This is a genomic window from Streptomyces sp. M41(2017) (assembly GCF_002078175.1).
GTDB lineage: Bacteria > Actinomycetota > Actinomycetes > Streptomycetales > Streptomycetaceae > Streptomyces.
Genome location: NZ_MWFK01000003.1, coordinates 1 through 23,852 on the forward strand (window position 1 = coordinate 1; position 23,852 = coordinate 23,852).

At 68.0% G+C, this 23,852-nt stretch carries 17 protein-coding genes and 5 pseudogenes; 14 read left to right on the plus strand and 8 right to left on the minus strand.

What is annotated here, in order from left to right; genetic code table 11:
- Nucleotides 1-174: 174 nt before the first annotated feature.
- The 4 genes from B0675_RS36545 to B0675_RS36565 all read left to right on the plus strand — a co-directional run bounded on the left by B0675_RS36545 (nucleotide 175) and on the right by B0675_RS36565 (nucleotide 5,989).
- A complete protein-coding gene (locus tag B0675_RS36545) occupies nucleotides 175-1,158 on the plus strand; it encodes a ScbA/BarX family gamma-butyrolactone biosynthesis protein (protein ID WP_081222099.1) in 984 nt (327 codons plus the stop codon).
- A gap of 1,575 nt (nucleotides 1,159-2,733) precedes the next feature.
- Nucleotides 2,734-3,459, plus strand: a complete 726-nt coding sequence (locus B0675_RS36550) for a ScbR family autoregulator-binding transcription factor (protein ID WP_081222100.1) — start codon at nucleotides 2,734-2,736, stop codon at nucleotides 3,457-3,459.
- A gap of 1,098 nt (nucleotides 3,460-4,557) precedes the next feature.
- Nucleotides 4,558-5,493 carry a hypothetical protein gene (locus B0675_RS36560; protein ID WP_143661143.1) on the plus strand — a complete coding sequence of 312 codons (936 nt, stop codon included), beginning with the start codon at nucleotides 4,558-4,560 and terminating at the stop codon, nucleotides 5,491-5,493.
- 160 nt (nucleotides 5,494-5,653) lie between these two features.
- Nucleotides 5,654-5,989, plus strand: a complete 336-nt coding sequence (locus tag B0675_RS36565; RefSeq protein ID WP_241540131.1) for a hypothetical protein — start codon at nucleotides 5,654-5,656, stop codon at nucleotides 5,987-5,989.
- 496 nt (nucleotides 5,990-6,485) lie between these two features.
- Here B0675_RS36565 and B0675_RS36575 read toward each other — a convergent pair.
- Nucleotides 6,486-6,779: pseudogene (locus B0675_RS36575) on the minus strand (lamin tail domain-containing protein); the annotation flags it as partial.
- 698 nt (nucleotides 6,780-7,477) lie between these two features.
- On the opposite strand from B0675_RS36575, the gene B0675_RS42295 reads away from it, so the two are divergent.
- A complete protein-coding gene (locus B0675_RS42295) occupies nucleotides 7,478-7,723 on the plus strand; it encodes a DUF3761 domain-containing protein (protein ID WP_081224097.1) in 246 nt (81 codons plus the stop codon).
- Between the two features lie 109 nt (nucleotides 7,724-7,832).
- Here the strand turns inward: B0675_RS42295 and B0675_RS36585 are convergent.
- Nucleotides 7,833-8,562, minus strand: a pseudogene (locus B0675_RS36585) (HNH endonuclease family protein).
- Between the two features lie 282 nt (nucleotides 8,563-8,844).
- Nucleotides 8,845-9,537, minus strand: a complete 693-nt coding sequence (locus tag B0675_RS36590; RefSeq protein ID WP_081224098.1) for a TetR/AcrR family transcriptional regulator — start codon at nucleotides 9,535-9,537, stop codon at nucleotides 8,845-8,847.
- Nucleotides 9,538-9,652: 115 nt separating this feature from the next.
- Here B0675_RS36590 and B0675_RS36595 point away from each other — a divergent pair, with 115 nt between their 5' ends.
- The 3 genes from B0675_RS36595 (at nucleotide 9,653) to B0675_RS41130 (ending at nucleotide 12,798) form a co-directional block, all read left to right on the plus strand.
- Complete coding sequence (locus B0675_RS36595; protein ID WP_107482969.1) at nucleotides 9,653-10,609, plus strand: NAD(P)-dependent alcohol dehydrogenase; 957 nt, start codon at nucleotides 9,653-9,655, stop codon at nucleotides 10,607-10,609.
- A 962-nt stretch (nucleotides 10,610-11,571) separates the two neighbouring features.
- Nucleotides 11,572-12,066: a hypothetical protein gene (locus B0675_RS36600; protein ID WP_143661144.1), complete on the plus strand. Its 495-nt coding sequence runs from the start codon at nucleotides 11,572-11,574 to the stop codon at nucleotides 12,064-12,066.
- A gap of 96 nt (nucleotides 12,067-12,162) precedes the next feature.
- Nucleotides 12,163-12,798 carry a DUF6461 domain-containing protein gene (locus B0675_RS41130; RefSeq protein ID WP_143661145.1) on the plus strand — a complete coding sequence of 212 codons (636 nt, stop codon included), beginning with the start codon at nucleotides 12,163-12,165 and terminating at the stop codon, nucleotides 12,796-12,798.
- Between the two features lie 76 nt (nucleotides 12,799-12,874).
- Here B0675_RS41130 and B0675_RS42300 read toward each other — a convergent pair.
- Both B0675_RS42300 and B0675_RS36610 read right to left on the minus strand, forming a co-directional pair.
- A pseudogene (locus B0675_RS42300) lies at nucleotides 12,875-13,039 on the minus strand (IS1380 family transposase); the annotation flags it as partial.
- Nucleotides 13,040-13,183: 144 nt separating this feature from the next.
- A pseudogene (locus B0675_RS36610) lies at nucleotides 13,184-13,405 on the minus strand (DUF6009 family protein); the annotation flags it as partial.
- Nucleotides 13,406-13,620: 215 nt separating this feature from the next.
- On the opposite strand from B0675_RS36610, the gene B0675_RS36615 reads away from it, so the two are divergent.
- Nucleotides 13,621-14,430, plus strand: coding sequence for a hypothetical protein (locus tag B0675_RS36615; protein ID WP_081224102.1), 810 nt, complete (start codon nucleotides 13,621-13,623; stop codon nucleotides 14,428-14,430).
- Nucleotides 14,431-14,810: 380 nt separating this feature from the next.
- Here the strand turns inward: B0675_RS36615 and B0675_RS36620 are convergent, their stop codons facing one another.
- A complete protein-coding gene (locus tag B0675_RS36620; RefSeq protein WP_241540132.1) occupies nucleotides 14,811-15,359 on the minus strand; it encodes a hypothetical protein in 549 nt (182 codons plus the stop codon).
- 149 nt (nucleotides 15,360-15,508) lie between these two features.
- On the opposite strand from B0675_RS36620, the gene B0675_RS41640 reads away from it, so the two are divergent.
- The gene (locus tag B0675_RS41640; RefSeq protein WP_179165541.1) at nucleotides 15,509-15,682 is read left to right on the plus strand and encodes a hypothetical protein; all 174 of its coding nucleotides are present in this window, start codon (nucleotides 15,509-15,511) and stop codon (nucleotides 15,680-15,682) included.
- A 913-nt stretch (nucleotides 15,683-16,595) separates the two neighbouring features.
- On the opposite strand, the gene B0675_RS36625 is transcribed toward B0675_RS41640, so the two are convergent.
- Nucleotides 16,596-18,059, minus strand: coding sequence for an FG-GAP-like repeat-containing protein (locus B0675_RS36625; RefSeq protein WP_081224103.1), 1,464 nt, complete (start codon nucleotides 18,057-18,059; stop codon nucleotides 16,596-16,598).
- A gap of 1,055 nt (nucleotides 18,060-19,114) precedes the next feature.
- On the opposite strand from B0675_RS36625, the gene B0675_RS36640 reads away from it, so the two are divergent.
- From B0675_RS36640 to B0675_RS36650, 3 genes and pseudogenes are all read left to right on the plus strand, one after another.
- Nucleotides 19,115-20,317, plus strand: coding sequence for a multidrug effflux MFS transporter (locus B0675_RS36640; protein ID WP_081224105.1), 1,203 nt, complete (start codon nucleotides 19,115-19,117; stop codon nucleotides 20,315-20,317).
- 210 nt (nucleotides 20,318-20,527) lie between these two features.
- The gene (locus tag B0675_RS36645) at nucleotides 20,528-21,049 is read left to right on the plus strand and encodes an SMI1/KNR4 family protein (RefSeq protein ID WP_143661146.1); all 522 of its coding nucleotides are present in this window, start codon (nucleotides 20,528-20,530) and stop codon (nucleotides 21,047-21,049) included.
- A 230-nt stretch (nucleotides 21,050-21,279) separates the two neighbouring features.
- A pseudogene (locus B0675_RS36650) lies at nucleotides 21,280-21,753 on the plus strand (IS5 family transposase); the annotation flags it as partial.
- A 10-nt stretch (nucleotides 21,754-21,763) separates the two neighbouring features.
- On the opposite strand, the gene B0675_RS36655 reads toward B0675_RS36650, so the two are convergent.
- Nucleotides 21,764-22,240 carry a hypothetical protein gene (locus B0675_RS36655; protein ID WP_241540189.1) on the minus strand — a complete coding sequence of 159 codons (477 nt, stop codon included), beginning with the start codon at nucleotides 22,238-22,240 and terminating at the stop codon, nucleotides 21,764-21,766.
- 873 nt (nucleotides 22,241-23,113) lie between these two features.
- Between B0675_RS36655 and B0675_RS36660 the strand changes: the two genes are divergently transcribed.
- Nucleotides 23,114-23,767 carry a hypothetical protein gene (locus B0675_RS36660; protein WP_143661147.1) on the plus strand — a complete coding sequence of 218 codons (654 nt, stop codon included), beginning with the start codon at nucleotides 23,114-23,116 and terminating at the stop codon, nucleotides 23,765-23,767.
- Nucleotides 23,768-23,852 lie beyond the last annotated feature (85 nt).

The window sequence follows — 23,852 nt, forward strand, 5'->3', positions numbered from 1 at the left end:
CCGCGCCCAGCACCCGTTCCGGCCCCACCGGCCGGAAGGACACGCTCCATTTCACGCCAGCCGGCAGTGCACCTTCAACGCTAGAAACTAAACCGGTTGGTCTGTATGTTGAGGCATCTGAGGCGCCCGGTCCGGTCCGGCGCATCATCTCGTTGCCACCCAGGGGGATCAGACATGTCCACGAACACGTTCCACCCCGCAACAGGCACCTCGCACCGCATAACCACCGGCCGGCCGCCGGCCGACACCCGGGCGGCCGCACCCGCCCCGCAACGGCTGACCTGCACGGTGCCCAAGGAGTTCGTCCACCGGGCCGCCCTCGCCGAGGTCCTGCTCACCGGCCGCACCCGCCTCAGCGACAACCGCTTCCAGGTCACCGCCCAGTGGCCCCGCAGCCACAGCTTCTACACCCCCATCGGGGGAACCCACCACGACCCCCTGCTCGCCGCAGAAACGATCAGGCAGGTCGGATTCCTCCTCCCCCACGCCGAGTTCGGCGTCCCCATCGGCCACCAGTTCGTCATGCGCACCTTCCACCTGCAGGTCGACCCCGCCCACCTGCACGTCGGCGCGACCCCCGCGGACCTCGACATCGACGTCACCTTCCACGACGTACGCACCCGCGGCACCACCCACAGCGCCGCCCGCTACGAAGCCGTCATCCGCCGCGCCGGCCACATCGCCGCCACCGGCAGCTTCACCTACACCTGCATCACCCCCCAGGCCTACCGCCGCCTGCGCGGCAACCACGGCCACCTCCACACCCCCCTCACCGCCCCCCTGCCCCCGCAGAACGTGGGACGCCTCTCCCCCACCGACGTCGTCCTGTCCCCCACCACCACCCCCAACACCTGGCAACTACGCGTCGACACCCGCCACCCCGTCCTCTTCGACCACCCCGTCGACCACGCCCCCGGCATGCTCCTCGCCGAAGCCGCCCGCCAGGCAGCCATCGCCACCACCGGCACCACCACCCCCCTCATCCCCACCGAAATCCACAGCACCTACGACCACTACGTCGAACTCGACACCCCCTGCCACATCCACGCCCGCCCCCTGCCCACCACCACCCCCCACCACCACCACGTCGACATCACCGCCACCCAGAACGGCAAAGAAATGTTCCACACCACCCTCACCACCACCCCCCTCCCCTAACCCCCAACCCCCAAGCCCCAACACCCGGCACCCGGCACCTGGCACCCGCTCACGCCCCAGCACCCCACACCCCGCCACTCCGGGCACTCCGGCACCCGCGCCCGCACCCAGCCCGGAGCCCGGCCTCCACAGCCCGTAGCCCGGAACAAGGCACAGCGGAGCGGAACGAGGAAGAACGAAACCGGGCGAAGCCAAACCGGGCGAAGCGGCACGGGGCGAGGCGAACCGAAACGTGGCAGAACGGGGCGAGGCGAAGCGGAACCGGGCGAGGCGAAGCGGCACGGGGGCAGGCAGGGCGGGGCGACCCAGCAGACCAAGCCACCCCGAACACCCGGCACAACACCGCCGGCCCGCCCCACCCCGAAGACCACGAGCCCGCCCCCCAGAAACCACACCCCGCGCAAGACCACAGAACCGCAGCCGCCACGAACACAGGGCCGGGGCCGGGGACCAGCACGGGCGCGAGGCCAAAGGCGGGCGCCTGTCCGGACACGAGCCGGGACAGGAACGGCAGTTCAACGCCGAAGCAAGACCGAGGGAGCCGGGAGCAGAGCCCGCGGGCGGGGGCCCGGGCACGGCAGCCGGGGCCGGGCACTGGGCCGGGGCCGGGCACTGGGCCGGGGCCGGGCACTGGGCCGGGGCCGGGCACGGGGGCGAAGGCCGGGGCCGAGTGCGGGCACCGGACCGGCAGACGGCGGCCCGGGACACCAAGCGAGGCCGGGACACCAAACGAGGCCGGCGACCAGGCCCCGCCCGAAGACGACGGCAAAGGCAGGCCCGGAGACGCGAAGCCGCAGGCAGGGGCAAAACCCGGGAGCAAGCCACCGGGCGCCACACAAGACCAGGACGGCGGCCAAGCCGGATATGAAACGGGGCCCCCAGGTGCGAAGCCAACGCGCGGGCGTCAGACCCGAGGGACCGGGCCAGGACCGGGCCGGAGACCGCAACTCCAGGAACGAGCGCGGATAAGAAGAAGACGCCCAGCACACGGGGAAAGCCACACCCCCCCGCCGCGAAGGGCGACCGGACGGACGCGCACGCACCAGAGCCGCACAAGAGGGCGCCGGGCCCAGCAGACCGGGACGGACACGAAACCGCCGCCCACCCCGCAACCCACCACCCGTATTACCGCCTTGCGCCGCCACGCACACCGTGGGCTGCCGTGCAGACGACAGAGGCAGACGGCAGACGGCGAGTGGGCGGAGTGGGTCCACCCCGCCCAGACCTTGCAAGCGCCAAAGCCCTGAGACAGGACTGAACTTTCCTTTCCGGCAACGGTGTTCAAAACGGAGTAACCCCGTCACACCAACCCACCGCCACACGACCCCCACCGGCCACACCTAGAGCACAGACGCCCCCCGCCATCGAACTTTATGAATAAACCCCTACATAGCCACCCACACCCACCAAAACACACAGCACACACACCAACCGGCCCCACCCCCCACCCCCTCACCACCCCGATCACACCCCCGCGACCCCACGACACCCCCCACCGAAACCGCTAAGATACAAACCTGACGGTTTCTTTTAAGGGCGCCTCCCCAGGCACCACAACCCCGGAGGCGACACCCCATGGCCAAACAAGACCGCGCCATCCGCACCCGACACACCATCCTCGTCGCCGCAGCCTCCGTCTTCGAAGAACGCGGCTACCAAGCCGCCACCATCACCGACATCCTCACCACCGCCGGCGTCACCAAAGGCGCCCTCTACTTCCACTTCCAATCCAAAGAAGACCTCGCCTACGGCGTCATGGCCGCCCAAGGCCGCCACATGGGCACCGTCCCACCCCGCACCTGCAAAACCCAGGAAGTCGTCGACACCGTCCTCCTCCAGACCTACCGACTCCAAAAAGACCCCATGGTCCGCGCCGGCGTCCGCCTCGCCATGGACCAACAAGCAACCGAACTCGACCGCGGCACCAGCTTCCAAGAATGGAGCCACGGCATGACCACCCTCCTCACCCAAGCCAAACAACAAGGAGAACTCCTCCCCCACATCAACCCCACCGACACCGCCGACCTCCTCGTCGGCGCCTACGCCGGCATCCAAGCCATGTCCCAAGCCATCACCAACTACACCGACCTCGACCACCGCACCACCACCCTCCTCACCCACACCCTCCCCAACATCATCCACCCACCCATCCTCACCACCCTCAACCTCACCCCCCAACGCGGCAAAGACACCTACACCGAAATCCAAAACAACCTCAACAACACCAACGAACCCGGCACCGACGGCGAAAGCATCAACAGAAACAGCAACAACATCAGCGAACCCCAAACCGCCAACTAACCCGCCCCCGCAGCACACCACCCCGACCACCCCCAAGGCCCGCCGGCGACACCACCGCCCAGACACACAAAACAGCCCCACCCCCGCCCGACCCCAACCCGACCGACGCCCCCATCCGAAGCTGAAGCCGGCACCGGTGGCGGACAGTCAAGCGGCCCCGAACACCCGCAACTCCGCAACCAGCCCCGCACCCCAGGCCATCCCAGCGCCGGACAGGACGGCCCGGGCCCGCCGGTACTCGCCGCGCGAGGTGATCCGCGTCAACCTGGTCGTGATCGACCACTCGTACACGGGCATCGCACGCACCAGCTACGAAGGCGCCGAGCGGCTGGCCTCCAACCTGTTGCTGTGGCCGTACCCCGACCAGTCGCCCTCCGACTGCTCCTGGCGCGACGCCACACGCATGCGCCAACGCATCCACCCCGGCACGGGGGATCCGACTATGACGGACCTCGAGGAACCAGTGGAGGCACGACCCTGGCGGGAGGGCGTCGACCCGAAGCCGACAGGCAGCGTCAGGTCCTCGCCCATCAACAGATCGACGGGAAAAGAAACGCGATCCCGGCCGTCGGCGCCCTCACTGCACTCGGCCTGCGCATACTCGACGTCGGCTCACCAATACGCCCCCACGGGGTAAAACCAGCGTTGAGACACATTTCGAGGGTGCTCGAAATGCTGGCACCCCACGCTTTCCCACCGTCATCGTTCGTATCGCCCAGCCGCAGCCGAGGAGTTCACCGACTGCGGTCTGCAGAACGAGCCGACACAAGGGGGAACACGCGTGATCGTTCCGGTCCGAAAAATGCCTGGGCTTACTCGCATGACAGCAGTCGCCATTGGCGCGGCATCCGCCGCGCCGTCCGCGAGTCCAGTCTCCTCCTTCGTCAGCCGCGACGGCGTGCGCATCCACTCCGAGCCGAACCCGCCGTCCACGGTGCTGGGGCTGGCCAACTCCGGTGACAACGCGGCCGAGCCTGCTCGCAGCGGCAACACCTACGCCCACGCCACGGACGCCCGTACCGGCCAGCTTCACCGCTTGGTCCTATCTGCGCGACGGCTACGAGTGAGATGCGACGGCGGGACGAAGGCGACACTGACGTGAACCACTGGCAGGCAAGAGCGCGGCCGCTGCCAGCGACAACAGCCGCGGCGGTTATGGCGGCTGCCCTTTTGGCCGGATGCAGCAGTAACCAGCCGCCGTCGCCGGCAGCACCCTTTGCGGCGACCCGCAATGTCCACCCATTGACCGATGCGCAGTTGCTGCGCATCTCAGACGCCCAGCAGGTGCTGCTGCGCAGGTGCATGAACCGTAACGGCTTCGCGTACTGGCAAGCGCAGCGCTTGAGTCTCGAAGAAAGCCGCACGGCGGGCTACGTGTCGGACGACGTCAACTGGGCTCGCAAACACGGATATGGCAGTCGGATCACCGTGAAGGACGATCGCAGCCGGCGTCACAACCCCAACATCGCCTACCACGCGAGCCTTTCCGCAGCCCAGCGCGGAAAATGCGACGCTGCCATGGATGGCGGCCTTGACGCCCCTGTCATAACGGCTGACCTTCCCCGTGGTGGGATAGTCAAGAAGCGAGAAGGGGGGTGCGTGGCCGAGTCGGAAAAGCAGCTGTATGGGGATGTGCGCGGCTGGTTCCGCGCCGACAAACTGGCCAGCAGCCTCCAGGCACTCTACGTCCCCAAGATCATGGCCGACCCAAAGTTCACCACGACGCTAAGCGCCTGGTCGCAGTGCATGAACCGGACTGGCCATCCCTTCACGGACCCAGGGGCGGCCCGACAGGCCGCTGCACAACAGTCATTACAGCTAGATGCCGCCCAAGCATTCCGGGCGGAACGCGACCTCGCAGTCGCCGACGCCACCTGCGCACGACGTACCTCACTCACAGCGATCGGCAAAGAACGCGAGAACCACTACATCAAAGAACTGCCCCGCACATACCGGCAGGCCCTGAACCTCAGCCGCGCGTTCCAGCACCGGGCGCTGCAACGCGCCGCCGCACTCGCACCCCCTCGAACCTGAAACGCCATCTCTCGCAAGGAGTACGACATGCCTCGAATACGCGCGCTCATCGCGGCCGCCAGTCTCGTCCTGTGCCCCCTGCTCACCTCGCCTTCTCCCGCACACGCCTTCCACGCAAGGCGACAACTGCAACGCCAAATGGCCCGGACGTAACGGAAGCATGCACGCCTGGGACTGGACCGACTGCACCGGCACCTACCTCGGCGGAACTACCGGAAACGACCTCGACTGGGGCGACGGCGCCGGCGCGTTCACCAACGCCAGCAACCGGGCCAGGTCCGTCATGAACGCAGGCTTCTTCGGCGGCAGGGACGTCGTCGCCTTCTACTTCCTCCCCGGCGGCAACGGCTCCTACGGATGCCTCGCACCCGGCGAGCTGTATGCGGACTACCTGGGCGACAACACCTTCACCAACGGTGCAAGCATGGACAGGAACATCATGGCCAGCCAGTGGGTAACAGCCTCCGCCTGCGCCGGCAACAGCTGGATCACCTGAGCAAGCAAACACCCGCCCGCGAATCTGGCCCAAGGACCACCCAGCCATCCCTATCCCATTCACACCAGCCCCTGCCCAATCCCGACCTACGACCCCGGCGCGGACACCTCGACACGCACCGCCCGTTCCCTCCCCTCCCGGCGCAAGGCAGCAACCTGACACCGCTGACGCACGCGATCGACGCCGAGCGATGGGGCCCTGCAGAGCAGCCAACCGCCAACCGTGCACACCACAGCCATGCTGCTGGCCTTCGGCGCTCACCCCCAACCCGCCGATCCAGACGGCCGCACCCCCATGCACGTGGCCAAGCACTACAGCCACAACCCGACCGTGCACCTACTGCGGCCACATCAGCGACTGAGCCGCCGGAAAGGGCAGAACCACGGCGGCAACAGCATCCCGGCGGGGCGGACCGACACACAGCCGGCCCGCCCCGCCGCTTCACACCGCAGCCGGCCGCCTCCGGTATCCGTGGCGAAAGCACCCGGCCGGGCGGTCAGCGGTGATGGTGACCGCAGTGGCCGCGGTCACCCCAGGACGCCTCGTCGACGAGACGGCCGTGGTCGTTGCAAAGGGTCGCGGTGTCGGAATCGTCGTCCCACACGTAGCTGCGGCGGTCCTGATAGACATCGCAGCGCATGTCCAGACCGATCCCGGTGTGGACACGGACGGTCGCGCGGCCGTCCAGACGGTAGTGGTCGAAGGTGTAGGCACGGCCGTCCTCATCGGAGAGAGTCCGGCCGCCCAAGTTCCCGCCGTGACGCGAGTAGTTGGCGATCTCCACCCACTCGCTGCATGATTCACACAGCGACACCCACGGCGACCAGCGCCGACGAGAGCCGCCCGTATCCGGCTGCCCGCTCGGTCGTTGGACATAACAGCACGCAGGCTACTTCCCCCAGCCCGCCGCGCAGTCGTTGAGGGCCCCTCCCGTGCGTGCACCACCGGAAGCAGGCCCTCAGCCCTTCCCTCGCCGCGGCGACGCCGGATCGGGGCCGACTTCGCCACAGTCCGTCCGTGCGTCGAGGTCCTTCGCTGAGCAAGGCCTCGCGCGGGCTCCCACCATCAGAGCCGTCATAGACAAGACGTCGGCCTTCGATCCCGCACGCCTCCTCATCCCCGAGCAGCCTCGAAGTGACGCGCGAGACCGTGTGCTCTCGGTACCGGGCGAACCGATAGCGATGGGTGATCGGGGTGTGTGGGCCGATGACGCTGGCGGCCGCGGCGGGATGCCCGGCAGGGACAGCTTCAGCAAGGTCCTCAGCGCTGAGGAGCTCAGGACTACGGCCGAACAGCGGCTGCTGGGAAAGCCGGATGCAACGGATGGTGGCGCGCCGCCCAGCTTTCGTCTGGGTGTTCGTCTGGATCGAACGTCCCCTGACCACTGCGCCACGACTGTCACAGCCGTGTGTCCAGGGGCTGGCAGCGGCCCGGCGCAGCAGGCCGACCGTGCATGATCGCGTCTTCGACTCACTGAGGGGGACTCCCATGCTGACCACCTTCCGCGGTGCTGTGGCCGCAGCCGTCATGGCGGGTGCGCCGCTGGCGCCGGTGGCGGTCGCCACCGACGCTGCAGCTGCTTCGTGCGCCCGCCACACCACCGGCGTCTGCAAGGCCAACTCTTCACATCCGCGTGCGGCGACGGCGAAGTGCAAGGACGGCACCTATTCCTACAGCGCCCACTTCCGCGGCACCTGCTCCCACCACCGGGGCGTGAAGTACCGGTACCAGTAGACAGGACAAGCCAACGCCCCCGCCCTCGGCGGGGGCGTTGGCCAGCCGCTCCGACGCAGCCGGCTTGTCGGAGGGCTGATCTTCCAAGGCGGAGAGCATGCCGGGGCGGTTACGGGACCTGCTCGTAGGTGACGGCGGACGCGGGACAGGCTTCCGCGAGACGATCCAGCACGGCTCGTTCGGCGTCGTCCGCCGTCAGTTGCCAGCGCAACTTGTCCGCGACCCAGTACACGGCGTACGTGCACCGGTCCGCCGGGGCGGGGAGCCAGGCCGCCGGATCCTTGTCCGCCTTGGAGCGGTTGGAGCCGGCCGAGCCCGCGATCAGGCTGTTCGGCGCGCCCTGGTCGTTCGCGTACGCCTCACGCCGCGCCGCCGTCCACGCCGCGGCCCCGGAGTCCCAGGTTTCAGCCAGCGGAACCACGTGGTCGACGTCGAGCAAGGACGCGGAGGTGACCCACACCTGGTCGCACGACGACCACCACCGACCGCCCCACAATGCGCACCGCGGCCCTACCTCCGGAGCGCACCGCCTCGGAAAGCATCACCTCCCTGCGGGTGTCACAGCCGTCTGCCGAGTCCAAGCCCTTGTTCCAGTGCTTGAACTGCTCGCGGCTGTGCCCCGCCCGCGGCGCCTCCGGAGCCGCCTCCACCCACGCGAGCGGCACGTCCGTCCCCGTCGGCGGGGCGCCCTCCCGCGCGGCTGCGGCAGTCGGGCAACCCGCGGACGGCCCGGCGGTCATGCGGGCATGGACGGGTGAGGGGGTGGCGGCCACAGGGCCGGACAGCGGGAGAACGGACAGAGCGAGCGCGGGCACAGCGCGCAGCAGGTTCTTGATCACACGGCGGGTCTAGCGGGGAACAGCAGCTTCCCGCCGACGAACCAGCCCGGTCATCACCCGGGTGGGCAGCAGCATTGACCGCAGGAGCGATCAGCCCCGCAGGCTCCGCAGCGGTGTTCGCTGCCCGGGTTGGGGCCTGGGTCCGCAACGCTCCCGCCACACAGTGAACAGGTTCTTAGAACGAATCCGGGCAGGCTCGGGGTCCGGCGGCACGCGATTGATCTTGCTCGCGGAAAAGACCGTTTACGGGAAGGATCCGTCGCGATCGCAGGGGCCAACTGCTCAGGATCTGGGCGTGTGCGGGTGAAGGTGCTGGAGTCCCATCGGCGCTGCGGGTGGCAGAGGTTCGGCGTGATCGTGGGATCGCATGGACTGCAGGAAGTAGGCGAGCAGTCGCTGGGAGGCGGCAAGGGCAGTCTCCTTCGGTTGTCCGGCCAGGGAGCCGTTGGCCAGGAGCAGGAGGGTGACGTCGGAGAGGTCGAAGTCGGCGCGCAGTTGTCCGGTGTTCCTGGCGCGCTCCACGAGCCTGCTCAGGCCGTCTTCGGCGCGGGCGCGGCGGTGCTCGTGGTCGAGGGTGTCGGGGAAGTTTGCGAGGAATGCGCCGGCGAATCCCCGGTCGGTGGCCTGCATCATGCACACCTTCTCCAGGAGCAGGCGCAGCCCGTGCCAGGGGTCGGGGTCGTCGAGGGCGTCGTCCAGTGCGGCCGCGCACTGGGTGAGCTGTTCGGTGAAGGTGGCGGTGACGAGTGCGGCGCGGGTGGGGAAGCGGCGGTAGAGGGTGGCGACGCCCACTCCCGCGCGGCGGGCGACGGCGCTCAGGGGAACGTCGATGCCCTGTTGTGTGAACGTCTCACGGGCGGCTTCGAGGATGCGTTCGCGGTTGTGCCGGGCGTCGGCTCGCAGTCCGGCGGCCTCCGCTGCGGGATCGTCGCCGGACGGCGGCCGGTGTGCGTTGTGAGATGGCTGAGCAGGCATTTCTCTCACTTCAACGTAAGTGGAAGATGGCGTCCGCTTAGCGGGTTAGCGTGAGTGTACCGGCGGACGTAATCGCTCCGCTCGCCCCCTTCGCCACGCGAAACGAGAGAAAACCATGAGTGAGATGCGCGCCGCGCTCTTCGACCGCTACGGGCCCCCGGAGGTCCTGTACGCGGGCAGCATGCCCATACCGTCCGTCCAGCCCGACGAGGTGCTGGTACGGGTGCACGCCGTGAGCATCAACGGCGGTGAGCTGCCGGGGCGGGCGGGAAAGCTGCGCCTGGTGACGGGCCGCACCTTCCCGAAGGTGACCGGTATCGACTTCGCCGGAGAGGTCGCCGAGACCGGTTCGTCGGTGGCCGGGGTACGGGTGGGTGAACGGGTATGGGGTCTGCTGGGCCGCAAATCCGGCAGCATGGCCGAATACGTTGCCGTCCGGCCCCGGCAGATCGCCCCCGCCCCCCAGAACCTCACCCCGGTGCAGGCCATCTCCCTGCTGGCGGGTGGCACGACGGCGGTGACCGCCCTGCGCGACAAAGCCGCCCTCAAGCCGGGTGAGCGTCTGCTGGTGCGTGGCGCAGCCGGCGGTGTGGGCAGCGTCGCCGTGCAGATCGGCAAACTCCTCGGCGGCCAGGTCACCGCGCTGGCCGGCGCCAGGAATCTCGACTTCGTCCGCGACCTGGGCGCGGACGAAGGCTTCGACTACCGGGCCACCCGCCCCTCACAGCTGGGCCGCTTCGACGTCGTCGTCGACACCGCCGGAACGCAGCAGCACATCTACCGCCGGCTGCTGGCCCCCGGCGGACGCATGGTCGCCGTCACCGTCGACACCAGCAAGCCCTTCATCAGCCTCGCCCGCATCCTCGCCTCGACCGTCCACGGCACAGGCCGCATTCGCGCCTTCAGCGGCAACCCCGACACCGTCCTGCTCACCGAACTCACTCGGCACGCCGAGAACGGCGACATCGTCCCCGTCCTCGACACCGTCTACCCCCTCGAAAAGATCGCTGACGCCCACCGGGCCCTGGAAGCGGGCGGGGTGCGCGGCAAGCACGTCATCCAGATCGTGTAGACCCCACGGATCTTGCCATGATTGCGTTGCTTGGTCGCAGTGCGGCGTGACCAGAAATGCCATTATGGGGGATTGTTGAGCAGGAACAGATACAGGGCACTTGGTGTAATTGGCGCCCTGTTAGCGGCGCTTCTCACTCCGAGTATCGCTTTGGCAGACAGTTCGCGTGACCATCATCTCGCGAGTTCGGCAGAGTCGTCGAACGGAACGCGAACGCTTCAGAATAGGACGAAACACTTCCAGACCCTTCGTGCCTCCAGCGACACGCGAGCGAGTAACTAATGTGCTGAGGTCAAGCACAACCTCGAGGCGCTCCGTGACGCAGGACGGAAAAGGGCAGTCTGCATCGACTGGCAGACACCCCAGGAGATGGCGAAGACTCAGGGGAGGTCTCTTGCGCGAGCCGCAGGGACAGTTGTCTGGCGCAACATCCAGGTACCGAACCAGGTGTACCTCACTCGCTATTCGCTGTGCTCCGTGCGCGGAGTCGTTGTTGTCCTTATGGACACTGTAAGCGGCATGTTCTGGGCAATGCCTACGGCACTGTAGAGCAAGAAATTGACACTCAGAACGCCATCCCGGAGTTCTTCGAGAATGTGAACTTCCGTCTGACGTCGGCCGACGTGGCGACGGACGGGATGACCGTCCAGATCGACTCGACGTGCTCGCTCGACTCCAGTTGCAAGCAGACTTCCGGGCCTTGGACAGCACCTCGCCCGATCACGGTTGGCCAGTCGATCGACGGCACCATCACGCGCCAATGGGCGGGCCCTCAGGCCGCGGGCACCGAGAGAGCGTTCCGGATGAGCTACCAACTGAGCGTCAGCATCGGCGGGTTGAGCGGTTCAACGCGGTAGGGTGGCAACAACGAGGCCGGTGACGGGCAGTACTTTGTGCGCTGCGACTTCAAGGTAAGCGCCCGAGCCGGTTGCGTCGCGCCTGATTTCACTCCCACCTTCGAGGTGGACAAGAAGTACTCAGAAGCGCGCCAGTACGTCGGCATGGTCCAGGCCAGCATGTCCACGCACCCTGGCTGGGAGGGGCGTGGACAGCCTCTGCATCGCGAATCGAGCGAAGCAGAGGCGAGGAAGAACCGAGACGTCGTCTGCGACAGCACCTTCAAAGCCCACGCAAGCACCCCGGCGCCGGCGCAGTGCGACGAGTGGCCGTTCGCCAAGTCGAAGGAGAGCGGGCGCCAGTTCGGTGTCAAGTCCGGGGTGGACTGCCAGCAGTACTACGTCACCTCTTCGACGATCAACGGCAAGGTCTACCTGTCCCTCGGGTGGCCTGGCTCGAACCAGGGGAAGATGCCTCCGGCTACGGCAAAGTGCGCGCGTGCCAGCATGCCGAAAGCCCAGAACGAGGGCGTGGGTGGCGACCTCGGCCGTTTTACGACGGAGCAGCGGCTCCTTGAGAAGGACCCCTACTGGGTAAACGCCGGACAGCCCCTCCCCTAGGCTCTGACGTGCCCTAGCGGCAGCTCGAAGATGCGCGACTCGATCCGCGAGGGCGGACCGAGTCGTGCATTTGTTCACGCCACGAGAGGCTAGAGAATGAATACCCTCATATTTCCGAATTCCAATCTCTACGAGACGGGATATTGCGTCATTTTTGTGCGGGCGATCCCCCCGACTGAGGCGCTTTCCAGGATCCCATACGACAAATCGGAGGTGGTAGACCTCGACAGGAGCGAACTTGATGCAATCAAGGAGCTCGGGAGCGAGGTCGACCAAGATGATGTACTGGGGGTAGATTTTGACGGCTTGGAAAACAGTGGGATTCTGGATTCAAGAGGGCCGCTTCTGCGTTCGGGCAGCCATGCGGGTTGTACATTCATAGTTGAGCCCGAGGGACCTTTTCTCGCGCAGGAGGAGGTATTGAAAGCTGTGTCACGCGGGACCAGCGCGCTTCTTGCGCAGGTGAGCGAGACTGCGGCCGCCTGGATTTTCTATGCGGAGGACGGCGAGATCCTCTCGTCCTTCGATCCACTGTTTCCGGACAGCGACTTTGGAAAGCAGCCGACGGTTTTGGAGGGCCTGACCGGATATCGGAGGGCCATCGACAGTGGTGAACGTGCCGATGCTTACGAGAACTCCCTTCGACAGATCCAGGAGTCGCTGGAGTACGCCATGCCTGCAACCGTAGACGCCCCTCGATTGCCGTCAGTTCGGGTCCCCAACGGCTACTAGCCTCGAAGTTTGATGACGGTCCGCCGACGGAGTCGGTGAGCCGTCCGGCCAACATTCAGAAACGGGCGCGCGCTACGGCCCGGGCAGCATGGACCGCTGCCAGAGCCTTCTCGACGGAGGCGGCGCGGGTCTCGATGGGACGGGAGATTGTCGGGTCGAAGGCCACCGGCCCGAACACAGCCGGATCCGCCCGCTGCATGCCGGCATCCGCGAGGCAGTCACCCTTCAAGGCGACCGCCAGGCCACGTTCAGGAGGACCTTGCAAGGATCGTGGCCGGCCCTCGGGCAGGAGACCAGGTGAGCTGACCCCGTCAAGGCACTAGCGCCGCAGAGCAGCCGCGGCTTCGGCGATAGCCGCTCGTGCTTGGCTTCTGCTTCTGGGTGCTTACAGAGGAAGAGGTATCCCGAGCTCCCGCATGGCCGTGGAGGGCGGACCGCCCTCGGAGCGCTCGGTCTTGTAGCCCTTGACGCGGGCTTCGAGCGTGCGGGGGTCCACGGCTTCAGCGGGTGCGCTCTTCGCGTAGAGCCCGTGGGACTCGATGTCCCGGTCGTGGGGCAGGAGCCAGAACACGCGACGGCGGAAGGTGCCGGAGGCGCGGGAGGGTTGTCACCCTCCGGTGTCCTCTGTCACCGGTGGTCAACCTTTCACGGCCCAGAGACGGCCCGGTAGCCCATGCCTGGCTTTCAGAGACGGGCAGCCGACCTGGCCTTGGGGATCTTGACCTCGCCTGCGTCGGGAAACGGGTACCGGCCGGGCGGGAACCCGTGTAGCGTCACGCTCTTCGCCCGGCTCACGGTGCGGAGTCCCGGTAGGTAGCCGCCATGCTCGATCAGCCTGTCCCCGACCCGTACACGATGTGGCGGCTCGCCCTCGCCGAGGTGGACCGGATCTTCGCCTCCCCTCCGGAACTCGACCGGCCGGTGGAGGGGTGCACTCATTGCTTCACGGAAGCGGAACTGCGCATCCTTGGCGGTGATCCGCGAGATGTGCCGGATGACGTCCTCGAAGGCTTCATGGGCAAGGTCGTCGATCACTGGGACACGGACCAGTACCGGGTCCTGTGGCGCCGCCTCATACCGCGTGCCTTGCGTCACTGGGGCCCGGAAGGCCCCGGCACCGACCCGTCCCATGAACTGCGCGGTCTCGGCCGACACGGGGCCGAACTGATCAGCTGGCTGGTCGCCGAGCGCACCGCGGTCGAGCAGGCGTTCCGGGCACTGCTCACCCTCGCCCTCACCGGCGGCCAGTCCCCGGCGGACATCCGCGACCTCGTCGAAGGCGTCGCCCACGCCACGGGCGGCCTGGAGCCGTGGCTGGACCACATCGCCGGCCTCTCCGGCCCCGCCGCGGATGCCGGCCTCGTCCGACTGACACTGGGCTGGGGGACGGATTTCCTGTGGGAGGAGTTCGATTTCACGTGGTGGTACGACGGCGACCCGCGAGCCGTCGCCGACTGGCTGCTCACGCAGCGCCCCCGCATCGCGTCCTTCACGGCACGCCACCCACGCTGCAAGAACGCCGCCGACGCACTCATCGCGATCTCCCACCTTCAAGAAGGTGACTGGAGCCCATGGCTCTACCCCTACGGCCCGCGCCCGCGTCCCCTCCTCCACCTGGTCACCAGCGGGTGAAGTCCTCGCTTTCGACTGGTGCGACGGCCGGACAGAGATACTGGTGTAGGACTCCGTCCGGCGCCGTAGATGTCAGAAGCCTTCTGACCCGTAGCTCTAGAGAGACCCTCAACGGTGGCCATATAGGTTGCCTTACGGTCTCCGGCGGGCACTGTTGGACGAGAAATGGTGCTGTGGTTGCTGTACTTCGCTGCTGTCCGCGAGGGGCTCAGTAGCGGCGCGGCGGACTCCACGAACGGCACTGGCCGGACGTCACCCGCCGCGTGCCCTCTTCGTCGAGGCGGACGTACGCGACCTGATCGCGGCCGGGTGCCTCAACGGCATGCCCGCCGTCATTAAGGCCCGGACGGAGACCCGCTGCGGCGCATGCAGGTCACGGACTAGCGGGACAGGCGGCCCACCACCGCACGGAACCTCTCCCGCCCTGCCATGACGCTCGCGTCCCAGAGGCCTGAAACGTCACCGCTCAGCGAGAGGGACTGGAGCCGTTGTTCCTCGGCGAGAAAGCTGGCACCCGCCACGTTCTGGTCCAGCATGCCCATCGCGGTGAGCGCCGCATGGCCGCAGGACGCCGCTTCAGTGCTTCCCGAGCCGTGGGCTAGCAAGGCATACCGCAGGCAGAGAGCAGCGAAGAAGGCGTAGGTGTCGGCGACATCCGTGATCCCCTCCTCCGTCGGCTGAAGCTCCGGGAACCGCTCCAGCAGGCGCACGCGCTCGGGGGCGTCGACGAGCGGCCGGTCGGCATACCAAAGATCGCGCACGGACTCCGCATAGAAGTCCATGTCGGCTTCCCGCCCCGGCTCGCCAGCACGCAGGCCCACGAACAGCGGCGCCATGCGTTCGGTGCAGGCGGCAACATACAGGCGGATCCCCTCGCCGCCCCCGCCATGCAGCGCCTCGGCGACAGCCTCCTCCACAAGCGTCTCCACGCCCCACCCCATCCCGTTCGAACAGATCGACAGGCTACACAGCGGACCGAGGACCGCATGCTTGACGAGTTAGTACCCTGAGGTGTCTACGCGGCCCCACCGCCGTCACCTGACCGGTGAGTGTCAGACCCGACGGCAATACTCACCTCATGGCGAGCTACGGAATCCGCTGGACCGACCGCGACGGCGTGCCGCGCGTAGCAGGGGTCTCCTACGACAAGGCCAGCGCCGAGGACCGCAAGACGCGACTGACCGCGGAGAAGTGCACGGGCATCGAGATCGTGCCGGTCAAGCCCGGGGAACGGCTTCAGCCTACGAGCTGACAGCCGCATAGCCTCCCGTGGGGAGCCGGGAGGAGCGGCGGGCGCCCGACCACGGCCACACGGCGGGGCCCGAGCGGCTTCCGTGCCGGGGACGTCAGGAAGACCGCACCACCACCATGCACCCCTTCCAGCCAGTGCGATAGATCACGGCCGGAAATAGGTACCTGTCCAGCGCTCAGACGCCCGCTCCCTGGGCGGGGAGCTCGGCACTTGTGTGCGCTGAGGTCCTTCACGGCCCTGTTTGAAGCCCTGGTCACGGAGCACTATGGGCCTGAGAAGTAACCTGCCCTTCGAGCTCGATCGAGGTGCCGGCCGTTCGGGTGTACAGCCTCGGCGGGGGGCCTGAGTTCGTGGATCTGCCCGGGCGGCGTGTGCCGTCCGGGCATCGTGGAGTGCTGGAGTCATGCATGCGTGATGCGCAGTTTCGTCGCCCTGTCGTAAGCGTCGGCCCTCGGCCGGTGGCCGAGCCCAAGCCGCGGTGGCAGGACCTCTTCCTGGCCCCCGCCTACAGCCCTGGGTTCACCTTCGCGGACGAGCTCATCGAGGAGCCCGCGGTGGACTGGTCGAACGTGTCGTCACTTCCTCAGCGCCGTCGGCACGCTGGCCGGCGTGCCAGCGGACGCGCAGCCTGACGCACGGGCGGCCGTTGGCGGTCACGGGTGGCGGAAGCCGCGTTCAGGCCTGGCAGATCTCTCTCATCTGCCAGGGCGAGACGGTGGCACGGCACTTCACGACCGACGACGGGATCCGGCCACGCTCCACCGGCGAGGAGATGGCCCTGCATTTGGGCATCGCACGTGCACAGGTCGGCGGTGGACTGGTCGCAGGTGTCGTCGATCTATCAGCGCTGTCGCCTGGCCGCCGCCGCATCACTGGACGCGCGGCCTGACCCGGAGGAAGCCGGGGGCCGCCTCTAGGAGGAAACGTGAGGGCTCGTCAGTGCGGCTCCGAAGTAGCCCTGCGTGTTGCGGATGGTGATGCCGGCGCTCTTGCCGCACAGGTTGACGGACCCGCTCAGGACGGGCCCGGAGGCTGAGCCGCGGGCGATCCACACGCAGCCGTCGGTGTTCTCCCCGGGTATGCCGACGACCGTCTCGGCTTTGCCGTCCCTGTTCAGATCGGTGAGGTGGACCGCTGCGCCGAACTGGTCTCCGTTCTCGGCGTTGCCGGGCACGCTCGCCGTGTCCTGGGTGTATCCAGCGGCCGTGGCGGTGGTCAGGCCGTTAGCAGAGCCACGCAGCAGGACAGCCGTTCCGGCGTAGAGGCGTGTGCCGACCGCCTCGCTGGGTGAGCCGACGAGGACGTCGGCGTATCCGTCGGCATTGACGTCACCGAGGCTGAGCGACTGGCCGAACTGGTCGCCGTCCTCAGCGGTGCCGGGGACACCTGCCGTGGCCTGGTGGAACACCGTCGGCCTTTGGTCGACGGTGATGCCGTGCGCGCTGCCGTACAGGACCTGGATCTCCCCGCCGCGGTGTGCCGCCCCGGTCTCATTCATCCTGAAGTCGTCGTCCGCGATGCCGGTGACCAGGTCACCGTAGCCATCGCCGTTGATGTCGCCGATCTGGCCGGTGTGGCCGTCGGCGTTGGTGAGTTTGACGAGCTCACCGCCCGCACTCTCCTCATGGACCGGACCACGGAGGTCGCCGGTCGTGGGGCCGGCCATCCAGAAACGCTCTGCCGTGCCGTCACCGTTGACGTCGCCCATCACCACACCGCGCGCCTCACCGGTGCGCCACTCCCGGTAACCGGAGACGGCCTTGCCGGTACGCGTGAAGGGCCCGCTGTAGGCGGCACCCTCGCAGCGCGAGCCGATAGCCACCTCCGGGGCGCCGTCGCCGTCCATGTGGCCCGTGGCCAGGGACATCCCGAAGCCGCAGTACGTCATGCCGCCCCCGTACCCGGCCGGAGGGGACACGGTTGCGCCGCCCTGCAGACCGCCGGGGCCGCCCCACACGACGGTCACCGAGCCCCGGGACTTGTTGTCGCCGACGGTCTCGTCCGGAGTGCCGACGAGCAGATCCGCATAGCCGTCCCGGTCCAAGTCGGCGCTGGCGACCGCCGTGCCAAAGGCGTCCCATTGCTCGGGGTCGCCGGGGATTCCGGAGGTCGCCTGGGTGATGACCGCGCGGCGCGTGGTGCTCACCGAGGATGCCGCCCCGTACAGGACGACGACGGCGCCGGCCTTCTCCACACCGCTGTTGGCGGCGCGGGGCGCACCCACCACCAGGTCCCGGTAGCCGTCACCGTTGAAGTCGTCCTGGACAGCGGCCGTGTTGGCCCCCTTGAAAGGGGCGGTTGCCGAGGCCGGCGCCGGACTGAGAGTGACGGTGAGAAGGGGGGCGAGCACGGCCGCCGCCCTGACTGCTCTGTGCAACGGAAACTCCTCGGCGGGGCAAGTACGGCAGAACGGCGACAACGGGCGGCGCGGCCTGAAGCTCAATCGCTTCACCGGAGGCACGAGATCCCCTGAGGGCTGTGCCCGACTGTCCGTCCTTCCCGGCTGCCGTCACGGTCGTGGGAGAGTCGCTGATCTTCCTACCTCCTGTCAACTGGGTTCTCCTGCAGCCGAGTTTGGCCACCCTCGCGGATCGGGTGCAGGTCCTCACACTCGTCGACGAGAGCACTCCGGCCGACCAGACACTTCTGTCCTCTCTCGTCGCCGCGGGAGACGCGGACATGACCACGGCCTACCGCCTGATCGCGGGTGCCCAGGGCCTGGACATGCCCGCCACCCACGACGACCTGCGTGACATCGTGGAAGCCGACGCGCACAAGGTCCTTCGCGCACTTACTGCTCACCACCGCTGTCGTGATCGTCCTCGCGCTGTCGGCCGCCGTTGTCGCGGGCAAGGTCGCCCGCATGGACCACGCCGGCTATCCCACCGCCCTCACCCGCGCCGCCGCCAGCTTCGCCGCGGTCATCACCCGTGCCGCCGTCGTGACCGGCGCCCTCACGCCCTGCACACGATCCCGCGGCAGCCGACAGGATCGGTGGCCGTGTGCGCGCCATGCCCGCAGTGCGACCAGCCAGGCGGTGGCAGTGTGCTCATGTGCAGCGGCTCCGCGGGGTCGGGGTGAGCAGGCCGGGACACGGGTAGGGACGTGCCGGCGGCGGGCTCGGTTCAGGCGATTGTGCTCGAACGTCCGTCCCCGGCATCGGCAAGAAACTGCGGTGAGCGAGTCACGCAGCGTGCCCGTCCCGGCTGTTGACGCCACCCCAGGCGCCTTTTTGAGCGGTCGCTGGGGTGCCCTGTTGACCCCGGGCGCCTGGAGCCGTCAGCGCGTCACGGAGGGCGTGCGGCACCACCCGGGAGCGCGCCTGAGCTGGGAAAACAGCGCTAGGTTCGATGCCGCCCCCACCCCCCTGCTCTCCTGGAGTGATTCTTGTCCAGCCCTGCGCAAAAGACGGCTGCGCCCGCCTCTGACAGCATGTCCTCGACGGCCTCCGGGCGGCGGCTGGGCTTCCTGGTCCTGGCTTCGCTGACCGCTCTGCCGTCTCTGTCTTCCGACGTCTACCTGCCGGCCCTGCCGGACGTCGCCGAAACCTTCGCCACGACCGCGGTCGTCGTCCAGTTCACCTTGACCTCGTGCCTGATCGGCATGGCCCTCGGGCAGCTCGCCATCGGTCCCCTCTCCGACCGCCTGGGCCGCCGCCGCCCCCTCCTGGCGGGCATGACCCTCTACACCGCCGCGTCCCTCGCCTGCGCGCTGGCCCCCACCGCGGGCACGCTGATCGGACTGCGGTTCGTCCAGGGCGCCGCCGGGGCCGCCGGTATCGTCATCGCCCGTGCGATCATCCGGGATCTCTACGAGGGCGTGAAGATCGCCCAGGCCTTCTCCACCCTCATGCTCATCTCCGGCGTCGCCCCCGTCATCGCCCCGCTCTTCGGAAGCACGCTCCTGCACGTCACAAACTGGCGCGGCGTCTTCGCCGCCCTGGCCGTCCTGGGCCTGGCCGTCGTCGCCGTCATCGCGCTCGGCCTGCCCGAAACCCTTCCCGCCACGTCACGCCGCAGTCGGGGCGTGGGCCTGGCGCAGATGCGGAGCCTGTTCGCCGACCGCGTCTTCACCGGCTGCCGCATCGCCGCCGACGGCGCCTTCGCCGCCTTCTTCGCCTACCTCGCCGCTTCCCCCTTTGTCCTGCAGAACCTCTACGGCGCCAGCCCCCAGACCTACGCCCTGCTCTTCGGCCTCAACGCCGCCGGTATGGTCGCCACCGGCCAGCTCAACGGCCGCTACCTCATCCGCCGCTTCCCCCTCCACACGATCATCACCGCGGGCCTCGGCCTGCTCCTGCTGGCCGGCCTGGGCATGCTCGCCCTCGCCACCGGCCTGCTCGGCCACCCCAGCCTGACTATCGTCTGCAGCGTCCTCTTTGTCCTCGTCTCCAGCCTCGGCCTGCTCATCGGCAACGCCAACGCCCTGGCCATGAACCGCACCGCCCATGCTGCCGGAGCCGCCTCCGCCCTCCTTGGCTCCTCCAGCTTCCTCGTCGGCGCCCTCGTCTCCCCTCTGGCCGGCCTCACCAACAGCGCCGTTCCCATGGCCCTCATCCAGACCCTCGCCGCAGCAGCCGCCCTCACCTCCTACACCGTCCTCACCCGCAGCCACCTCAACCCAGAGCCGCAATAGCCACCGAGGCGCACGCCGAGACCTCTGCTTCAACGCCCCGATCACGGAGCACAATGGAGCCTGTGCCCCCTGCGCTGTCCACCTTCCGGCGGGATGGCCAGCCGGGGCGCGTGGATCTGACCAAGCGTCCGCGGTCCGATCGCTGACCCAGTCCGTGAACTTCGTGCCAGCCCGGGCAGGTCTGGCAAGCGGGACCCTGCGGAGGTGAGCGTGACGAGGAGTGACTCGTTCGGACAGACATGGACCCGTCTGACCGAGTGGCTGGCCGTGATGGCCCCGGAGAGTCTGGCCGCGGTGCGGCCGGCTGTTGCCAGACAGGGCATCCCCCAGGAACTGGGGGAGTTGTACGCGCATTGCGACGGATCGCTCCCCACCGAGGCAGGGCGGTTCCTGGTGTCCGGATGCGGTCTCCTCGGCCTGGACGAGGCCATGGCGCTCCGTGCGCGCCTGGCGTCCCTGGTGGACGGACCGGATGTGGAGACCGACTGGTGGCGCCTGGACTGGGTTCCGTGGGCGGCGAACCACGACGGAGCGAGCTGCCTCTTCGTCGACATCGGGACCGGCCCGGGCCGGGGCAGCATCGGCTACTTCTTCCAGGAGTCAGGTGGGGAAGAACAGCTGTGGCCCTCGATCACCGCCTTCCTGGAAGCTTTCGCCCACGCCGTGGAGGAGGGCACACCGTTCTTCGGCGAAACGCCGATCGTGCACGGCGGGGCACTGGGCTGGGATTGAGAACAGGGCCGATCCCACGGTGTGACTGGGACCGACCCTGATGCTGAGAGGGAAACACCAAGGCGGAGCGTGCCCTTCGGTGGAGGGGGCCGCACGGGGCAGGATGCGTGCCGAAGCCGGCGAAGAAGCGCGGGGTGCGGATCCCGTGGGTCACCGACGCCCGCGGGGAGCGCTACGACCGTTCCGAGGAACCGCCGGGCGGCATGTTCGTCGAACCCCGAGACCACGGACTGGACCGCTCACGCGGTGGGTTCACCACCAAGGTCCACCTGGCGGTTGAGCAGGGTCAGAAGCCCATGGCGATCGTAATCACGGCAGGACAGTGCGGTGACTCGCCACAGTTCGAATCTGTGCTGGACAAGGTTCGCGTGCCCCGCATCAGGCCCGGCCGGCCACGCGTCCGTCCCGCTCGGGTGCGGGCCGACAAGGCGTACGCCTCCCGCAAGAACCGTGCCTACCTGCGCCGGCGCGGGATCCGTTACACCATCCCGGACAAGGCCGACCAGGCCCGCAACCGTCGGAAGCTCGGCTCCCGCGGCGGCCAGCCGCCGCGCTTCGATTCGGTTGACTACCGCGAACGTCACGCGGTCGAGTGCGGGATCAACCGGCTCAAGAGGCACCGCGCCGTCGCCACGCGTTACGACAAGCTCGCGGTCTGCTACGAAGCGACTGTCCTCATCGCTGCCATCGACGAGTGGCTGTGATCCCCGGCCGTCATACGGCGGGATCCACGTTCCACGTCTCCGGCAGATCGCCGCCGCAGAATACGCAGACGAAGTCGCCCTCGCGCACGATGTTGTGCTCCTGGCAGTCGGGGCATCGTCGGAACACCATCTCGTGGGTGAAGCCAGAGGGCCGCCCAAGTTCTAAGTCGTCCAGAGCATGAGCGACTGCCGCCCAAGAGGTGACGTCCGGGCAGTACCCGGTTGACTGGTTGCTGACCTCGCCCACCGTCCACCGGTCTGCCTCGCGCACGAAGCTGATCTCGCCAGCACCCAGAACCATGTTCCCGCCAGCGCAGGCCACGTGCTCGCTTCGCCGCGGCGCCAGCCGAAGCACACCATCCGTGCCGACCACGAAGGTCCACGGCTCGGTCAGCTCTGCCGCCGATCGCTCAGCGATCCAGTCGTCGAAGTCAGCCGCCGAGCTGATCCGGCACCCGCCGCTGCCAGACCGGACCGCAGCCTTCAGCTCCACCGGTCCCACATATCGGTAACTCCGCCCCCGCACACTCACATCAGCCAACCTAGAGCACTTCCGACACACGCCCTAGTGCGGCGGGGGCCGCTGTCGTCGCAGGGAGGCCGGTGGCGGGATGGTAGGCGAGGAAGTCATGGGGGCCTGGCGTTCCACCTCGCTGATCGCGGTGGGTGTCACGTTGCGTAGTGGACGCAAACGGGCAGCGACTTTCTGTTGCTGTGGTCAGCGCCGACAGGGCAGGGGTGATCGCTTTCGCGACACAGCGATAGCCCCTCACCAAGGCCGTCGAGGGTTCCGAGCACGGGGGTGTGCGCTACGAGATCACGAAGGAGCGGTGGGAGCAGCGGCAAGCGTAGGCGGCGCGCGTCGCCGATCACCGCCCCTTGTGTTGCAGGGCACCTGCAGCCGCTGAATCCCGGACCGCAGCCCACCCCCGGCGGGGTCGGGCAGTTGGCGAGGCCGACATCTCCGCCGGAAGGCGTCGCGATCTTGTCGACGCAGGTCACGGACGTCTGGGTTGTGACTGAAGTACTGCTGTCGGTGCGGCTGTTATTGCCGAGCTGGCCGGAGCCGTGGGCGCCCCAGGAGCGCACCGTGCAGCCGTCGAGCAGGCGATGCTATGTCCGCGGCCGCGGCCCGTGTCAGCGCTCAGCCTGTCACCGAAGCTCGACGGTGCAGGGCTCCTGCTGAACTCGCAGCCGTCGGTACCCACTCCAACGTCGGAGAGGATGACCGGCTAGCAGGCAATGACTGCTGGCTAGCCGAGCCCCCGTCCCACTACGCTCCTGAAGCGCAACGTGGCTGGTGAAGGCTGTCACGCCTGTCACGTCGCGCGTCTGAGACTGAATGGGCAGGGGCTGTCGGGTGACGAAGCGACTGACCCGGCTGTGTGACGGTGCGACAACGAGGGGGGCGTACATGGAGTGGGGAACAGTTGCCAGCGTCATCGCTGGCGGGTTAATAGGCCTCAGCGGCGACACCATCGGCAGAATCGGTGCCCGGCGCCAAGCTCGGCGGGCCCGGCAGGAAGCCCTGGAGGATGCCGAGACAGCGCGACAGCACGCGATCGAGGACGAGGGCAGGAAAGCACGGGAAGACCGTCAACGCCACGCGGTGGAGAAGATTCTGGGCGCCTACCTGGAGCACCCGATCCTGCTGGTCGGTCAGGAGCATGAGGACACTGTGCGGAGCGCCACCGACATCTATCGCGTCCTGGCGTTCGAGCAGTCGTTCCTGCTGGACGACGACCTACGCCACCGCATCGTGGAGATCAGCGATCTTCTGGACCTCGCCGTAGCTGGCGCGGTACCGGGATACTCCCTCCCGGAGGTCGCGTTTTTGTCGAGGAGCGAGACACGGATGCTCATGGGGGTCTGGTCCCGCGGCAGCGAGCTGCCGGACTCCATCAAAAGCTGGCACGACATACGGCAGTTGCGCCCACAGATCGCAGCCCAGTGGCAGCAAACGCTCCGCGACGGGGGCCTGTCCATCAGCCTCCCGCCACTCTCCATCTACTGAGTCCGGCGCCGACGCAGCGCCGAACGCTGCCCGGGCATACAGCAGCCCCCGACCGGAATCCGGTCGAGGGCTGCTCGCCGCGCTG

Excerpts from the sequence above, each read along its gene's own strand:
- B0675_RS36545 (WP_081222099.1), top strand. The coding sequence starts at position 175 with ATGTCCACGAACACGTTCCACCCCGCAACAGGCACCTCGCACCGCATA.
- B0675_RS36550 (WP_081222100.1), top strand. The coding sequence starts at position 2,734 with ATGGCCAAACAAGACCGCGCCATCCGCACCCGACACACCATCCTCGTC.
- B0675_RS36565 (WP_241540131.1), top strand. The coding sequence starts at position 5,654 with ATGCACGCCTGGGACTGGACCGACTGCACCGGCACCTACCTCGGCGGA.
- B0675_RS42295 (WP_081224097.1), top strand. The coding sequence starts at position 7,478 with ATGCTGACCACCTTCCGCGGTGCTGTGGCCGCAGCCGTCATGGCGGGT.
- B0675_RS36590 (WP_081224098.1), bottom strand. The coding sequence starts at position 9,537 with ATGCCTGCTCAGCCATCTCACAACGCACACCGGCCGCCGTCCGGCGAC.
- B0675_RS36595 (WP_107482969.1), top strand. The coding sequence starts at position 9,653 with ATGAGTGAGATGCGCGCCGCGCTCTTCGACCGCTACGGGCCCCCGGAG.
- B0675_RS41130 (WP_143661145.1), top strand. The coding sequence starts at position 12,163 with ATGAATACCCTCATATTTCCGAATTCCAATCTCTACGAGACGGGATAT.
- B0675_RS36615 (WP_081224102.1), top strand. The coding sequence starts at position 13,621 with ATGCTCGATCAGCCTGTCCCCGACCCGTACACGATGTGGCGGCTCGCC.
- B0675_RS41640 (WP_179165541.1), top strand. The coding sequence starts at position 15,509 with ATGGCGAGCTACGGAATCCGCTGGACCGACCGCGACGGCGTGCCGCGC.
- B0675_RS36640 (WP_081224105.1), top strand. The coding sequence starts at position 19,115 with ATGTCCTCGACGGCCTCCGGGCGGCGGCTGGGCTTCCTGGTCCTGGCT.